Below are 14,909 nucleotides of genomic sequence, written 5' to 3' on the forward strand. Positions count from 1 at the left end.
CGACGGCCGTCCGGCTCAAACCCGGCTGTGGATAGTCCGGTCGGCGGCGGTACCCCTCCCCTGTCGAATTTCCGAAAGCGCCCTTTGTCTCAGTGTGTTCGGTGTGATCATCGCGCTTGCCGCACCGGTCGACTCCTCCGCGCGTTGCCGACCCTCCCGACGTCGAACGATTCGATGATCCGTTGTGACGGTAAGGATTACGGTCGTCTCATCCTCGGCCCGACCCGCCTCGTCGGCATCGCCTGATCAGCATCGTCGGCGTTACACCACCCAATAGTTTTGTCGCTCTACCGGGCCTGTGCATGGGGGCAGGACTGCGTTGACCGTCGCGGCGATCCGGCTCCGCCGCACCAATCAGCAAATCGGCGAGTCGTACGCGGACTCGCTCAGCGCGGGCGAGTGGGACAGTGTTTGTTCTCGTCGGTGTCGGGCTGTTCTGGGCTGTCCCGAACTATTCAGCCGCCGTCGGAACCGGACGGGCAAATCGAACAGGTCGAGCAGTTCCCGGCACAACCGAGCGTGTCGGTCTGTTCAGCGCAGAGTCTTGGACTTTCCGCGCCAGGCGTCATCGAGCTCGACTGTAAGGACGCCGATGCGGCCTACCCCTTCCGCTACGACGGACTGAAACTCATCCTTCCGTCAGGCGACCAGTATCTGTTGTTGCCGGTCGAATGGAGCCGCGATACCGGAGTCGCCTTCCTCCTACCGCGGTCGGAGGCGATCCGCATCGACTTCTTCCCGGCGGAAGTCGCGCCGCCGCCCCACGGTGTGGCTGAGCGCCCGCGCCACGACCCGATGTCAGTCGGGCTTGCGGCCGGTACCGGAACCGGTACCGAGCCGGGCGACCGTGTTGTGCGGCACCAGCACCACCGGGCGGTGACTGTGGTGGACCAGGCGAGCCGAGACCGACTCACCGAGCAACCGGTCGATGCGGGCCATCAGGTCCCGCCGGGGCGTGCCGATGAGGATCATCGCCGCGTCGTGGGCGTCGGCGAGCGCGATCAGCACCTTCGCCGGATCCCCGGCACGACCGTGATACGTCCAGTTTCCGGCCGAGGTGGCCAGCACCGCGCACGCCTGCTCACGCTCGCGGTCCAAGGCCTCGCAGATCCGGGCCTCCCAGTCGTCCGAATCCGGATCGATCGGCAGATCCTCGGTGTCGACGACGTGCGCGACGTGCAGATACGCTCTCAGGCCGGCGCCGAGCTCGATCGCGAACTCCAGGGCCCGGCGGCTGGCCGCGTGCCGGTCGAACCCGACCACCAGGGCGGTCGAGGCCCGCGTCGGTGCGGCGGGGCCGTCGATGCGCCGCGGAACCCGCCAGTCCCACACCTGCGCCTCGGATTTCCGCTCGGAACGTTTGCTCATCACGGCCTCCTCACAGCGCGGCCAGCGCCAGCCCCGCGGCACCGGCGGCGACCGTCGTTCCCAGTGTGCCCAGAGCGTTGGCCAGCGTGGCGGCGTATCGCTGCTGCTGGATCAGCCGCACCGTCTCGAACGAGGCGGTGCTGAACGTGGTGTACCCGCCGCAGAACCCCACCCCGGCGATCGTGACGAGTGATGCAGACGCATCGTGGAACATCACCGCCCCGACCAGCACCCCGAGCAGCAACGAGCCGGTGACGTTGATCGCCACCGTCGCCCACGGGAAAGTCGACGCGAGCCGCGCCCGGATCGCCCCGTCGAGCACGAAGCGCGTCACCGCGCCACCGCTGCCGGCCAGCGCCACCCACACCGTGATCATCGCCCCGACCTCCTGTCCCGCGCCGCGCCCAGCGCGACCCCGACGGCGATTCCGGTCGCGGTGGCAACCAGACCGGCCAGCACGGTGCCGACCGCATAGGAAAGCGCACTCACTGCGTCCCCCGTGGAGCAGCAGATCGGTGTCCACGGCGTGGGTGCTGTAGGTGGTGAACGATCCCAAGGCGCCGGTCCCGGCGCCGAGACGGGCGGGGCGCCGCCACGAGGTGTCGGGGCCGAGCCGGGTGAGCGCCTCGAGCAGCACCCCGAGCAGCAGCGCCCCGACCACGTTGATCACGAAGGTGGTCGCCGGCCATGCGCCGGGCGCGGTCGGAAACAGTTCTTCGAGCCGATAGCGGGCCGTGGTGCCGACCAGCCCTCCGACAGCGACCGCGGTCACCGCGGCCGGACGAAGATGAAGCGCCCGCCTGGGTGCGGCATCGGTAGTGGCGGCGACCGCGGAGGGTGCATCGGAATCGAGCGGCAACCTCGGGTGTGAATCGGTGGGCTCGGCCATCCGAACAGACTCCTTCCTCGCAGGGGGAAGGAACCATCAGCCCCGTGGGCGGGGCGGTTCAGGCCACCGAGACGGTGACCTCGGCGGAGATCCATCGCCGCGTCCGATCGTGCAACCTCGAACGGTCCCATCGTCGGGCGACAGCCGCGGGGAGCATGTTGCCCGAATTCATGATCGTGCACGCACAGTTCACCGGCCCGACGGCGGCCGAGGCCGGGCCACGAACACATCGGTGAAGCACTTCGCCTCGTCGCTCGGGGCGGGACTACCGCACATACCCTGGCATCACGGCCATGTCTCGGTCGACCGGGGCACGAAAGCAGATGCCTCCCGCACGAGTGGGCGGGGCCGCGTCAGCGTGCCTGCGACGACATCGTGAGCAGGAAGTCGGTGCACGCCTCGATCACCTCGTCCTCGCCGAGCGGGCTGTCGCCCTCGAGCCACGCGGTGAGGACCTGGGCGAGGCCGCCGACGACGAAGTGGGCGGCGAGGTCGAGCCGGGGCGTGGAGCTCACCTCGAAGAAGTCCACCGCTTGCGCCGTCACCAGGCCCGCGAACATGCGTGACGACTCGAGTCGTCGGCTCACCAGATGCGGGTTGGCCTGGCTGACGGAGAAGACGAGCCGGCCCAGGCGCGGATCCTCGGCGACCTCGTGGACGATGTTCGCCACGCCGGCGCGGACCACCGCCCGCTCGTCGCGCGGCGCCTCCGTCACCGCCCGCAAAGTGCTCTCGGCGATGCGCTGGATGACGTGGTCGTACACGGCGACGGTGAGTTCGTCGCGGTCGGCGAAGTTCTCGTAGAAGTAGCGTGAGGCCAGGCCGGTCCGCTTGCACACGCCGCGGACGGAGAGCGTGTGATCGCCCTCGGGTCCGCCGAGGATGTCGAGGCCGGCCTCGATGAGCTGCGCCCGTCGTTCCGCCTGCCGCTGTTCTCCCCCGCGTCCTCCGTAGAGCCGTCCTGTCACCATCCGTCCATCTTCGCAGGAGACCTCTTCACCCCGATCATATATGTGAGTACAGTCGTGATCACATTCCGGATGGACGAAGGGATCGACGTTGTGACCACCCTCGAGAAACCCGCGGAGTTCGACGACGTCATGGACGGGCTCGGCCTCATGGCCGGCGCGGCGAACGTCATCATGCAGCTGTCCCACCCCGGCGTCGGCTACGGCGTCGTCGAGAGCCGCGTCGTCTCCGGACGGCTGTTCGACCACCCGATCAAGCGCACCCGCACGACCCTCACCTACCTGGCCGTCGCGGCCACCGGCACCGACGAGGAGAAGACGCTCTACCGCAAGGCCGTCAACTCCGCCCACCGGCACGTCCGCTCCACCGAGACCAGCCCGGTCGAGTACAACGCGTTCGATCCCGAACTGCAGCTGTGGGTGGCCGCGTGCATCTACCGCGGATTCGAGGACGTGCACAACGCGCTCTACGGGCCGATCCCCGCCGAGGCCGTCGACCGGTACTACCGCAAGGGCGCCGCGTTCGGCACAACCCTGCAGGTCGAGCCCGACATGTGGCCCGCGGACCGGGAGGCGTTCGAGGAGTACTGGAACGACGCGCTCGCCGAGGTCGACATCGACGACGTCGTGCGCGAGCACCTCTACGCCATCGCAACCATGCGTTTCCTGCCCCGCCCGGTGTCGCTGCTGTTCGGCCGGCTCAACCTGTTCCTCACCACCGGCTTTCTGCCCCCGATGTTCCGCGACCGCATGCGGCTGCCGTGGAGCCCGCGCGACCAGCGCCGCTTCGACCGGCTCATGCGCACCCTCGGTGCGGTCAACTCGCGGGTCCCGGTGGCGCTGCGCGAAGCGCCCTACCGGCTGCTCATGGCCGATCTGCGCCGGCGGATCCGGACGGGTCGTCCCCTGGTCTAGATCCCTGTGGCCCGGTGCGCAGCCACATCAGCAGCTGCCGGTAGACCTCGTCGTCGTTGAGCAACGTCAGATGATGCGCCGGCGCCCGGTGCATGCCGTCCTCCGTGCGGAAGCCGATGCGCCGGGTCCGGCCGTTCCCCGACGCACTCGGCACGAGGACGAGCCCGTCCCCGAGCAACCGTCCCAGCGGATGCCGCGGACTGCGTGTCAGGGTCGCCGTCACGAAGCAGTGCATCGCCCCGTCGAGCAGCGGCACCTCCCGGCACACGGCGCGGCGCAGGTCGTCCGCGTCGCGACCGGACCAGTCCTCGTCCACCACCGCGCCCCGGTTCAGGTCACGGATGCCGGCGCTGCGCCGTCGCAGCAGCGTCCCGAACGGCTTCGCCTCCGGGATCGCGACGAGCGCCGCGCTCGCATAGTGCACCGCCTGCTCCAGCGGCGCCCCCAGATGCGGGGACCCGAGCGAAACAACTTGCCGCACAAGACGAGTCCACGCCTTCTCGGTGCCGTAGAAGCAGGCACTGCGCGCGACGAGTCCACCCATCGAGTGACCGACGAGCGCGATCTGTTCGACCTCGCGCGGCCACACCCGCACGAGCGTGTCGAGCAACTCCGCCAGCTCGCGACCGTTGGCGGAGATGTGCCGGCCGGTGTTGTAGCGCACGAACACCGATACGCACCCGAGATCGTCGACGAGCCGTTCGCCGTAGGTGCGGCGACCGCCGAACCGCCACGTCGCCTCGGTCTCCATCAATCCGTGCACGAACACCACCACGCGGCCGGCCGCGTGCGGGAACGCGCGGGCGAGGGCGTCGGCCGTGAGCGGCACGGCGCGGCCGTCCACCCGCACCGACATCGGCAGCGCCAGCGGCGATCCCTCCGACTCGAGGACGTCCCCGATGAGGCCGTCGACCGCAGCGATCGCCATCGCGCCGCGAACGGTCTCCGACGGCGCCCGGGCCGCGGTGGACTCCGCGAGCCCGAACTCGGCCAGTCTCCCCGTCGCCGACGCGGCCTCCCGGATGACGGAGTAGACCCCGTCGGTGATCGCGTCGTGCGCGGCCTTGACCGCCAGCGCCGGTGTCCCGACTCCCAGCGCGACCGCCCCGAACACCCGATCGGAGATGCGGCGGTGCACCGCCTGCACGCCGCCGGTCGCCGCACCCACCTCGTCGAGCAGCAACCGAGCCAGCTCCGACGCCTCGGACCGCTCCCCCGTGGCCTTCATGCCTTCAGTGTGGGGGAACGACGCGCCGCTGTCGTCCGAGCGGGAGGATCTCGCGGCGAACGGGTGGTTTCGGACGTCGCCACTCGGCGTTTGCCGCAACCACGGCCCGCTCGACGCGGGACCATCCCGGTCGGTGTGACAACGGCCGCGCGGAGTCTGCTACAGTGTGCGACGAGCTTGGGACGAAGCCGAGAAATCGGCAAAAGCCCAGCGTGCCGATGTAGTTCAATGGTAGAACATCAGCTTCCCAAGCTGAATACGCGGGTTCGATTCCCGTCATCGGCTCTCCAGAAGGGCCCCGGCCGGCGTACTGTGCGCAGCCGGGGCCCTTCGTCGTCGGTCGGACTCGGCGCATGCCCCGCGTGCAGATGCACGGCCTAGCCGACCAGCAGAACTCCGATGAGTGCGATCGCGACGACGAGGATCGTGGAGCCGGCGGCGAGAGCGAAAGGCCGCCACCCGACACCACGCAACACGGACAGCCGGACCCCGGTGCCGAGGGCGAACATCGCGGCGGTGAGCAGCGCGGTCTGGGTCACGCGCGCGGCATCGAGCCACGCCGGTCCGAGAACCCCGGTGGCCCGCACCGCCACGCAGGCGAGGAATCCGATCAGGAACAGCGGCACCAGGGGCGGTCGCTTCGTCTGTGTGGGCGCGGCGGTGCGGCGTCGTGACGCCACCCCGATCCAGGCGACCACCGGCGCCAGCAGCGCCACCCGCGCCAGCTTGACCGTCACCGCAATGGCCAGGGCACCGCCGCCCACCGCCGCGGCCGACGAACCCGCGTCGAGCGCGCCGCCGGCAGCGACCACCTGCGCCACCTCGTGGATCGCGGCGCCGGCCCACATCCCTGCCTGAGTCGAGTCCAGGCCCAGGGCGGCCGCAGCCGCGGGAAGAGCCGGAATCATCACGGTGCCGAAGACGACGACCAGCGCGACCGTGGTCACCAGTTCCCGTTTGCGCGCGTTCACCACTCCGTCGACCGCGGCCGCGGCGGCGGCACCGCAGATCGAGAAGCTGCAGGCGATCAGCAGCCGTTGCGTCCAGCCGATCCCGAGCAACCTGCCGAGCACCATCGACCCGGCGATGCCGAGGCCGACCACGGCAGCGACCACCGCGAGCGTCCCCCACCCCAGTGCCAGCACGTTCGGGAGCAGCAGTTGCAGACCGAGCAGCGCGACTCCGATGCGGAGCAGCCGCCGCGATGCGACGGTCACACCCGGTTCGAAGACCGCCGGCAGGGTCCTCACATTCGCGACCGCTGCGCCGAGCAGGATCGCGATCAGCAGCGGGCTGATCCCGCCGAGCAAGCGTGCCGCGACCACGGCCACTGCGGCCGCGGCGGCAGACAACACCAGTCCGGGTAGCGATGCACGCGCACGTTCGAGCGAGACGTGCCGGGTGATGCCCGTGCCGCGGCCGCCGTTGCGTCCCGGCCCGGCAACCGGGCGCGTGGCCGGCCCGGCCGACGTGTCGTGGTCGGGATCTCTGCGGTCGGTCTCCGCGGCCGCGATGGCACCCTGCACGCTGCACACTCTCTTTCTTCCACGTATCGGCGCGAGAACCCGGCCCGGCCGGGGTCTTCGGCCTGTGGCCGGTTCGTCGTCCTCGCTCGGTGAGCGAGATCTGCCGGTTCGTCACGGACCCATCGCGACGACCGGCGGCTGCGATGAACGGCGCCGCGATCGAGCGGGCCACGTCGAGCGACCCCGCCGAGAGCTGTCCTTGCAGGACCTCGAATGCGACGTACCTCACGGTATCCGGATCCGGCACGGCATACTGTTCCCGTCGGGACACGATCTGTTCCATGTGGGACGCGACGTTCCCGAACCCCGACTTCCGGACCACGCCGATCCACGACGCCACACACCGCCGGTGGGATCGGCGTGAGGTCAGGAGGCGGTGCGGATCAGAGTGGGGACACGTCGCCGGTCCGAAGTGCCTCGGGAAGACACGCGCATCCGTCGGTCCGGGAGTTCGGTCTCATACCGGCACGCCCCCGGCTCCGACGCCGGCATCGATCCGGTGTTCGGCACGCCATTGCCTCGGGCTGCAGCCGAATTCGTTGCTGAACCAGCGGGAGAAGTTGCTCGGGGAGGAGAAACCGAGCAGGTCCGCCACCTCGGTGAGCGAGTAGCGCCGACCGGCGACGAGGTGTTCGGCCAGGTCCACGCGGGTGGCATTGAGCACCGCGGTGTAGTTCTGCCCCGCCTCGGCGAGGTGACGGTGCACGGTACGCCGGTCCACCCCGAGGCTGCGGGCGACCTGTTCGACCGAGCATCGCCCGGTGGGCAGCAGCAGTTCGATCAGCTCGCGCACCCGGGTGACGAGCATCGCCTCGGGCCGGGTATCGAGGGTGTCGAGGTACCGGCGCGCATACGGACCGATGGAGGGACCCGACATGGCGTTGGGCGCATCGAGATCGCTTGTGTAGAGGACGATTCCGGTGAACTCCTGGTCGAACTTGACCATGGGTCCGAACACCTCGAGGTGGGTGCTGGTGTTCTCGGGGGCGAGGTGGGTGAAGCAGACCGCCAGTGGCTGCCAGCGGCCGCCGCGGAAATCGCGCAACAGCCCGTGCAGGACCCCCATCACCAGTTCCATGGCCTGCCGGGTGTCGGCGGGCTCGCCCAGCTCGAGCGTCACCCGGATGGTCGCCACGTCCTCGGCCTCGACCAACCGCATCCGCAGGGCCTCGTTGTACATGTGCTGATAGCGCATCAGGAACTTCAGCGCGCTGCGGACGTCGGGTTCCTCCCGGAGGACCAGACTCACCGGGCCGAGGCTGGCGAAGCGCCGTCGCTCGACGAGCCGCAGCCCGAAGTCGGGGCAGCGGGCCGCGGCCGCCGAACGTTCCAGCAGACGCGCGATCGCGACGGCGGGGATCCACCGGTCCGGCAACCCCAAACCGGTGGGATCGAGCCCGACGCTGCGCAGCAACGGCGTGGGGTCCATTCCCAGCGACGCGCACAGGTCGGCATACCCGGTGATGGCGGCGTAGCGGGCCAACGGCTTCATGTCCGACCCCACATCCCGTCCCAGAGGGAACAACCTAGGTCACCTCAAGATACGCCGGCCCGGGTCGCGACACGCCCGGGCAGGTAGTGATCGAAATGGTCGGCGGGAGCATCGAGAACCACGAGCACCGGGCGCATCGGAGGCTGGTCCGCAGCCCGGGCGGACGGTGGCATGCGTCGACGATCGTCATGGCCGTCGTCCGGGTTCGCGGAGGAAGGCCTCGATGACCGGGGCGAGTCGGGCCGCGTCGGTGATCAGTTCGATGTGCCCGCCGGCGTGCCGGTGCAGGGTGGCGTGCGGCAGCAGTCGGTGCAGGATGTGGGCGTTGGCGATCGGGACGATGGGATCGTCGGTGCCGGCGACGATCAGGGTGGGCTGGCGGATGGCGGGAAGCAGCGGCAGGCTGGTCCACACGGCGCCGGCGAGCAACTGGTGCAGGTAGCCGATCGCCGATCCGGTCCGGGCCTGGGCGCCGAAGAGGGCAGCGATGTCGTGACTGTGCTCTGCCGCGGTGCCGCCGTAGATCCGGCCGGCGATCGCCGCGGCACGGCCGGGGTCGGTGAACCGGCGACCGGTGAGCATCTTGGCGAGCACCCGGGGGTGTCCCGGCACCATGAGCGCCCCGGTGGCAGTGGCGACGAGCACGAGACGCCGGCACCGGCGCGGGTTCTGGAAGGCGAACTGCTGGGCCAGCGCCCCGCCCCAGGACAAGCCGAGCACGTCCACCGTGCCGATGCCGAGCCGGTCGAGCACCCGCCCCAGGAGCCGCGCGAGGTAACCGAACCCGTAGGGCGCGAACGAGGGCGGCGACGCCCCGGCGCCGGGGACGTCGAACCGGACGATCGTGGCGGCCGGATCGAGGGCGGCGACGAAGGGGTCGAGCACCTCGAGCCCGGCGCCGATCCCGTTGCACAGCACCAGCGGCACTCCGAACCCGTGCCGGACGTGGACCCGGATGCGTTGCCGGCCCACGGCGATCTCGTGCCGCGTGGTACGAGCGTCGTCGGTCATCGGTAGACGATGACGACCTCGGCGACGCACACCGGCCGCACCCCGCCCCGGATCTCGTAGGTGAGGGTGAACACTGCCTCGATGCCGGCGGGCTTCTCCGCCGCGGCGGTGAGGGTGACCGTGGCGCGCAGTTCCGATGCGACCGGGACCGGTGCAGGAAACCGGACCTTGTTCGTCCCGTAGTTCACTGCCATACCGAGGTCGTCGAAGGCGAGTACCTCGGCGAGCACGATCGGTGTCAGCGACAGGGTGAGGTAGCCGTGAGCAATGGTGGTGCCGAACGGTCCGGCCGCGGCCCGGTCGGGCTCGGTGTGGATCCATTGGTGGTCTCCGGTGGCGTCGGCGAACCGGCCCACCTGTTCCTGGGTGATCTCGCGCCAGTCGGTGCGGCCGAGCTCGCGCCCGACCAGATCGAGCAGCGCCCGCGGGTTGTCGAGTGTGGTGGTCATGATGTGGCCTCCTGGGTGGGTCAGCTGTGGTGGACGTAGGTGCCGGGAGCGGCGTCGAGCGGGGAGTGGGTGGCACCGCCGACGGCGGCGGGTGCAGGAACGGTGGGGCCGCTGCGTGCGGCGAGCCAGGCGGCGTAGTCGGGCCACCAGGAGTCTCGGGTGACCTCCGCGCGGTCGAGCCACTGCTCCGGGGTGTCCGCGTCGACGGGCCCGACCCGGAAGGACGCCTTGGGATTTCCGGGTGGATTGACCAGCGCGGCGACGTGCCCGCTGGTGGAGAGCACGAACCGGGTGTCGGCACCGCCGAGCAGAGCGGCGCTGCGGTAGCAGCCCTGCCACGGCGATATGTGGTCGGCGATACCGCCGATCACATATGCGTCGGCGGTGACCGCGCCGAGGTCGATCGGGGTACCCGACAGCTCCATCGAGCCGGGGGCGGCCAGCGCGTTGGTGACGCCGATGCGGACCAGGTCGCGGTGCAGGCCGGCGGCCATGCGGGTGGTGTCGGCGTTCCAGTGCAGCACGTCGAACGGCGCGGGCGGGCGGCCCTGCAGATAGTTGTTGACCCAGTAGCGCCACACCAGGTCGGTCGGGCGCAGCCAGGCGAACACCTCGGCCAGCTCGTCCCCGTCCAGGTAGCCCCTGGACTGCGAGCGTTCGATTGCGGTCGCGGCGGTGCGTTCGTCGAGGGCGGCGGCTGCGAACCCGGCTCGCGCCTGGTCGAGCACGGTCACCGCCAGGGTCAGTCCGGCAACGCGGTCGCCGTGCCCGGTGGCAGCCAGGTACGCGGCGGTCGTCGCGGCCAGGATCCCGCCCGAACAGCTGCCTTGCAGGTGCGTGCGGTCGGTCCCGGCGATCGCCTGGACGGCGTCCATCGCCTCGATTATCGCTGTGACGTACGTGTCGAGGTCCCAGTCCCGATGTTCTGCGTGAGGGTTGCGCCAGGAGATGGTGAACACCTGCTGGCCCCGGGCGACGAAGTACTCGATCATGCTGCGGCCGGGGGCGATGTCGGTGATGTAGTACTTGTTGATCACCGGCGGCACCATCAGCAGCGGCACCTCGTGCACGGTGGCGGTTTGCGGCGCGTACTGGATCAGCTCGAACACCGGGGTCCGCAGCACCACCGCCCCGGGTGTGACTGCGACGGTCTCGCCGAGGGTGTAGGCACCGGGTTCGACCATGGCGGGCACCCGCGGCTTGGTGGCCATGTCGCGGGCGAATGCACGCGCCCCGCGCAGCGCGGACAGTCCACCGGTGTCGATCAGCGCCTTCCATCCGAGCGGGTTGAGCAGCGGATTGTTGCTCGGCGCGAGGCCCTCGACGAGGTTGTCGAGCACGAACCGCAGCCGTTCGGTGTCGCGCCAGTCCAGGTCGGCCTCGGCGAGCAGGGCATAGGCGGTGTCGGCGGTGGCGAGGTAGGCCTGCATGCTGCGGCGCAACCACGGGTTGTGCTGCCAGGCCGGGTCGGCGAATCGCTTGTCGCCCTTGGCGGGTGCGCGGTCGACGCGGCCGGTGGCGACGGCGGCGAGCTCCCTGGCCAGGGTGCCGCCGCGGTGCGCGAGCGTGCCGGGGCGGGTGGCCAGCTTGCCCGCGAGCCGGGCCCAGCCTCGGTCGGGGAGCATCCGGCCGGCCAGGCCGCGGGCCGAGCCGGCCAGCAGCAGGTCAAGCGGCGCGGCGGGCTCGTCGGAGCGGTGCACGGTCTCGGTGATGGTGGGGGTGGTCATGCTCGGTTGCTGCTGCTTTCGAATGTGGGGATGGTGATGTCGCGGCGCAGGATCTTGCCGGTGGGTCCTTGCGGGAGGGAGTCGAGGATCCATACGTGGCGCGGATACTTGTAGGCGGCGACCCGCTGCTTGACGAATTCGACGATCTCGACGGGGTCGGCGCTCGTGCCGGCCCTGAGCGTGACCGCGGCGCCGATCTCCTCGCCGAGGCTGTCGTGCGGGATGCCGACCACCGCGGCCGCCGCCACGGCAGGGTGCTCGTAGACGACCTCCTCGACCTCGCGGGGGTAGACATTGAACCCACCGCGGATGATGAGGTCCTTCTTGCGGTCCACGATGTAGAAGTAGCCGTCGGTGTCGATCCGGCCGATGTCGCCGGTGGAGAACCACCCGGCGGCGTCGATCGCGGCCGCGGTCGCCTCGGGCAGGTTCCAGTAACCCTTCATCACGTTCGGTCCCGCGATCTGGATCTCACCCGGTTGGTCGGCCTCGACCTCGACACCGGCGCCGTCCACCACGCGCATCCGCACCCCCTCGATCGGGGTGCCGATCGAGCCCGCCTTGCGGACGCGGTTCGGGTGGTTGAACGAGGCGACCGGCGAGGTTTCCGACAGTCCGTATCCTTCCAGGATCACCGCGTCGAAGGTCCGCTCGAAGTCCTCGAGAACCGCCACCGGCAACGACGCACCGCCGGACACGCACACTCGCAGGCTCGCCGTCGCCGCCGCGTCGAATTCCTCTGCGACACCCAGCATCGCGGCGTACATCGTCGGCACGCCCTCGAAGACGGTGACCCGGTCGCGGGCGATCACCTCGAGCGCGGTCCGCGGGTCGAACCGCGGCACCAGGGTGAGCATGGCCCCGACGAGGACCGAGGCGTTGAGCCCGCACGTGAGCCCGAAGACGTGGAACAGCGGCAGTGCGCCCATCACCACGTCGTCGGCGCCGATCTGGATCAGGGTGCGGGCGGTCACCTCGGCATTGCCGGCCAGTCCGGCGTGGGTGAGTTCGGCGCCCTTGGGCTTGCCGGTGGTGCCCGAGGTGTGCAGGATCACCGCGGTGTCCTCACCCGCCCGCGTCACCGGGGCGGCCTGCGCAGGCAGGTCGGCGATCAGCCGGGCGAGGGCGTCGTCGTCCACCAGCCACAACCGGGCGTCGGCCACATCGGCCGCAGCGCGGGCCTCCTCGGCGAACACCGGGGTCGCGAACAGCGCCGCCGCGGCGGTGTTCGTCAGGAAGAACTCGATCTCGCGGGCCTTCAGCAGCGGGTTCATCGGCACCGCGACCGCCCCGCGACGCAGAATGCCGTAGAACACGATCGCGAACGCCGCGGTGTTGGGCAGCATCACCGCGACCCGGTCACCGGGTGCGATCCCGGCCCGTTCGAGCAGGGTGGCTACCCGTGCGGCGGCCGCGTCGAACTCCGCGAACGACAGCGTGTCCTCGCCGCACCGCAGCGCGGTCTTGCCGGGGTAGTTACGCGCCGAGAAGACAAGGTTGTCACTGAGGTTGGTCATGTGGTGGGTCTCCGGTGTGATTCGAGAACGGGTCGTTGTCGGCTGGGGTGTCCTTGCGGGCGCGGGAGGGGCACGCACAGCGCCGGAGCCCAGCGGATGGAGCCGAGCACCCCGGTCAGCCACGCCGTGCGTGCAGCGGCGGGCGGGATGGGTGTCGACAGGGCGAACCACCCCCTGGGTTCGTTCGGACGAGCGGTCGGCGCGCCGGTGTTCACAGCCCGAGATCCCGTCCGATGATCTCCTTCATGATCTCGTTGGACCCGGCCCAGATCTTGGTGACCCGCGCGTCCTTCCATGCCCGCGCGACCCGGTATTCGTTCATGAACCCGTAGCCGCCGTGCAGTTGCACGCAACTGTCCAGAATCTGGTTCTGCACCTGCGAGCTCCACCACTTGGCCTTCGCGGCGTCCACCGCGGTCAGCCGGCCTTCCGTATGCGCCTGCACGCACCGATCGACGAATGCCTGTGCCACCTCGAGCGTGGTGACCAGTTCGGCGAACAGGAACTTGTTGTACTGGAACGAACCGATCGCCTGGCCGAACGCCCTGCGCTCCCGGGCATAGTCCAGAGTCTCGCCCAGGATCGCCTCGGCGTGCGCGAGATTCGATACCGCCGCGCAGATCCGCTCCTGCGGCAGCATTCGCATCATGTGCGCGAACCCGCTGTCGACCTCGCCGATCACGTTCGCCGCGGGGACCCGGACGTCGGTGAAGAACAACTCGGCAGTGTCGGACTCGGGTTGACCGACCTTGTCCAGCTTGCGGCCCCGTTCGAAGCCCGCCATACCGGTCTCGACCGCAAACAGGGTGATGCCCTTGGCCTTCTTCTCCGGGCTCGTCTTCGCTGCCACGATCACCAGGTCGGCGTGGTAACCGTTGGTGATGAACGTCTTGGAACCGTTGAGGATCCAGTCGTCCCCGTCGCGGCGGGCCGTGGTCTTCAGCCCGGCCAGGTCCGATCCCGCGGCAGGTTCGGTCATCGCGATTGCTGCGACCAGTTCACCGGTACAGAACCCCGGCAGCCACCGCTGCTTCTGTTCTTCGGTGGTCAGCTCCACCAGATACGGCGCCACGATGTCGTAGTGGATTCCGAAACTCGACGCGATCGCCGCACTCACCCGCGAGAGTTCCTCCCCCACCACCGCGTTGAACCGGTAGTCCCCTGCCGCGCTGCCTCCGTACTGTTCGGGTACCTCCAAACCGAGTAGGCCGAGCTTGCCCGCCTCGATCCAGATCTCGCGGTCGATGAACCGCTGCTCGATGATCCGCTCGTGCTCCGGAATCAAATGGCGTTGCGTGAAATCACGGACCGTGTCACGAAAGGCGAGGTGGTCGGCGGCGTAGATGGTCCTGGTCATCGGTCTTCCTGGTGGGGGTGGCGACGGTGGCGTCCGAGCACGCCGGGCAGGTAGCTGCGCCTGCCGGCGACATCGACGATCCCGGGGCTGGTGATGCGGCCCCGTCGAGTGCGGGATTCGATCGAGAACCCATGCGGGTCTTCGGGGTTGCGACTTCACAGTAGCCGAACCGCCCTCGTCGCACTTATCCCACCGGGTCGGCAAACTGTTCAGATCGGGACAGGCGCGTTCCTGCGCCGACGGCACTGTATGCCGCACGACTCCGACGCGCACCCTGCAGCCCCCCGTCGGCGCGATCGACCGACACCGCCCCGTACTACGCCCTCCACAGTGCCAGGGAAGCGATGTCGGCATCTCAGACCCGTCGATCCGGACGCAATCGAACCCGACGTCTCGAAGTGAATAGTTGATGTCCCACCAAGAGAAGTAATACCGGGAATGTGCGGGTAATGTTAGGTCCAT

The 14,909-nt window shown here is 69.6% G+C and carries 12 protein-coding genes, 1 tRNA gene, 1 pseudogene and 1 riboswitch; of the genes and pseudogenes, 2 read left to right on the plus strand and 12 right to left on the minus strand.

Features of this window, described 5'->3' with window-relative positions:
• Positions 1 to 798 precede the first annotated feature (798 nt).
• From AC2IPW_RS20360 to AC2IPW_RS20375, 4 genes and pseudogenes are all read right to left on the minus strand, one after another.
• On the minus strand, positions 799 to 1,368 hold the full coding sequence (locus AC2IPW_RS20360) for a universal stress protein (protein ID WP_371382311.1): 570 nt from the start codon (positions 1,366 to 1,368) through the stop codon (positions 799 to 801).
• 10 nt (positions 1,369 to 1,378) lie between these two features.
• Entirely contained in the window at positions 1,379 to 1,744 is a 366-nt protein-coding gene (locus tag AC2IPW_RS20365) for a fluoride efflux transporter FluC (RefSeq protein ID WP_003934619.1), read from the minus strand.
• A 171-nt stretch (positions 1,745 to 1,915) separates the two neighbouring features.
• Positions 1,916 to 2,257: pseudogene (locus AC2IPW_RS20370) on the minus strand (CrcB family protein); the annotation flags it as partial.
• Positions 2,258 to 2,277: 20 nt separating this feature from the next.
• Positions 2,278 to 2,365: riboswitch (Fluoride riboswitch) on the minus strand.
• A 245-nt stretch (positions 2,366 to 2,610) separates the two neighbouring features.
• Positions 2,611 to 3,228 carry a TetR/AcrR family transcriptional regulator gene (locus AC2IPW_RS20375; RefSeq protein WP_003934622.1) on the minus strand — a complete coding sequence of 206 codons (618 nt, stop codon included), beginning with the start codon at positions 3,226 to 3,228 and terminating at the stop codon, positions 2,611 to 2,613.
• Between the two features lie 90 nt (positions 3,229 to 3,318).
• Between AC2IPW_RS20375 and AC2IPW_RS20380 the strand changes: the two genes are divergently transcribed.
• The gene (locus AC2IPW_RS20380) at positions 3,319 to 4,140 is read left to right on the plus strand and encodes an oxygenase MpaB family protein (protein WP_486375515.1); all 822 of its coding nucleotides are present in this window, start codon (positions 3,319 to 3,321) and stop codon (positions 4,138 to 4,140) included.
• Here the strand turns inward: AC2IPW_RS20380 and AC2IPW_RS20385 are convergent.
• Positions 4,091 to 5,368, minus strand: coding sequence for an esterase/lipase family protein (locus tag AC2IPW_RS20385; RefSeq protein WP_486375516.1), 1,278 nt, complete (start codon positions 5,366 to 5,368; stop codon positions 4,091 to 4,093). The two genes, AC2IPW_RS20380 and AC2IPW_RS20385, sit on opposite strands and share 50 nt — an antisense overlap.
• A 214-nt stretch (positions 5,369 to 5,582) precedes the next feature.
• On the opposite strand from AC2IPW_RS20385, the gene AC2IPW_RS20390 reads away from it, so the two are divergent.
• Positions 5,583 to 5,653 (plus strand) — tRNA-Gly (locus AC2IPW_RS20390).
• 92 nt (positions 5,654 to 5,745) lie between these two features.
• On the opposite strand, the gene AC2IPW_RS20395 is transcribed toward AC2IPW_RS20390, so the two are convergent.
• From AC2IPW_RS20395 to AC2IPW_RS20425, 7 genes are all read right to left on the minus strand, one after another.
• Positions 5,746 to 6,903: a YeiH family protein gene (locus AC2IPW_RS20395; protein WP_486375517.1), complete on the minus strand. Its 1,158-nt coding sequence runs from the start codon at positions 6,901 to 6,903 to the stop codon at positions 5,746 to 5,748.
• A 448-nt stretch (positions 6,904 to 7,351) separates the two neighbouring features.
• Entirely contained in the window at positions 7,352 to 8,386 is a 1,035-nt protein-coding gene (locus tag AC2IPW_RS20400; protein WP_450120636.1) for an AraC family transcriptional regulator, read from the minus strand.
• A 186-nt stretch (positions 8,387 to 8,572) separates the two neighbouring features.
• A complete protein-coding gene (locus tag AC2IPW_RS20405) occupies positions 8,573 to 9,397 on the minus strand; it encodes an alpha/beta fold hydrolase (RefSeq protein WP_289378233.1) in 825 nt (274 codons plus the stop codon).
• The gene (locus tag AC2IPW_RS20410) at positions 9,394 to 9,846 is read right to left on the minus strand and encodes a MaoC family dehydratase (protein ID WP_416061787.1); all 453 of its coding nucleotides are present in this window, start codon (positions 9,844 to 9,846) and stop codon (positions 9,394 to 9,396) included. The genes AC2IPW_RS20405 and AC2IPW_RS20410 overlap by 4 nt, the downstream gene beginning before the upstream one ends.
• Positions 9,847 to 9,866: 20 nt before the next feature.
• Positions 9,867 to 11,573 carry a PHA/PHB synthase family protein gene (locus AC2IPW_RS20415; RefSeq protein WP_486375518.1) on the minus strand — a complete coding sequence of 569 codons (1,707 nt, stop codon included), beginning with the start codon at positions 11,571 to 11,573 and terminating at the stop codon, positions 9,867 to 9,869.
• Positions 11,570 to 13,090 (minus strand): long-chain-fatty-acid--CoA ligase, encoded by a 1,521-nt coding sequence (locus AC2IPW_RS20420; RefSeq protein ID WP_289378236.1) that lies wholly within the window; start codon positions 13,088 to 13,090, stop codon positions 11,570 to 11,572. The genes AC2IPW_RS20415 and AC2IPW_RS20420 overlap by 4 nt, the downstream gene beginning before the upstream one ends.
• A 211-nt stretch (positions 13,091 to 13,301) precedes the next feature.
• The gene (locus tag AC2IPW_RS20425) at positions 13,302 to 14,447 is read right to left on the minus strand and encodes an acyl-CoA dehydrogenase family protein (RefSeq protein ID WP_054371221.1); all 1,146 of its coding nucleotides are present in this window, start codon (positions 14,445 to 14,447) and stop codon (positions 13,302 to 13,304) included.
• Positions 14,448 to 14,909: the final 462 nt, after the last annotated feature.

It is taken from the genome of Rhodococcus sp. NS-SX18, assembly GCF_057367935.1.

Bases quoted from the DNA above. Each gene is read 5' to 3' on its own strand.
- AC2IPW_RS20360 (WP_371382311.1), bottom strand. From the start codon at position 1,368: ATGAGCAAACGTTCCGAGCGGAAATCCGAGGCGCAGGTGTGGGACTGG.
- AC2IPW_RS20365 (WP_003934619.1), bottom strand. From the start codon at position 1,744: ATGATCACGGTGTGGGTGGCGCTGGCCGGCAGCGGTGGCGCGGTGACG.
- AC2IPW_RS20375 (WP_003934622.1), bottom strand. From the start codon at position 3,228: ATGGTGACAGGACGGCTCTACGGAGGACGCGGGGGAGAACAGCGGCAG.
- AC2IPW_RS20385 (WP_486375516.1), bottom strand. From the start codon at position 5,368: ATGAAGGCCACGGGGGAGCGGTCCGAGGCGTCGGAGCTGGCTCGGTTG.
- AC2IPW_RS20400 (WP_450120636.1), bottom strand. From the start codon at position 8,386: ATGAAGCCGTTGGCCCGCTACGCCGCCATCACCGGGTATGCCGACCTG.
- AC2IPW_RS20405 (WP_289378233.1), bottom strand. From the start codon at position 9,397: ATGACCGACGACGCTCGTACCACGCGGCACGAGATCGCCGTGGGCCGG.
- AC2IPW_RS20410 (WP_416061787.1), bottom strand. From the start codon at position 9,846: ATGACCACCACACTCGACAACCCGCGGGCGCTGCTCGATCTGGTCGGG.
- AC2IPW_RS20415 (WP_486375518.1), bottom strand. From the start codon at position 11,573: ATGACCACCCCCACCATCACCGAGACCGTGCACCGCTCCGACGAGCCC.
- AC2IPW_RS20420 (WP_289378236.1), bottom strand. From the start codon at position 13,090: ATGACCAACCTCAGTGACAACCTTGTCTTCTCGGCGCGTAACTACCCC.
- AC2IPW_RS20425 (WP_054371221.1), bottom strand. From the start codon at position 14,447: ATGACCAGGACCATCTACGCCGCCGACCACCTCGCCTTTCGTGACACG.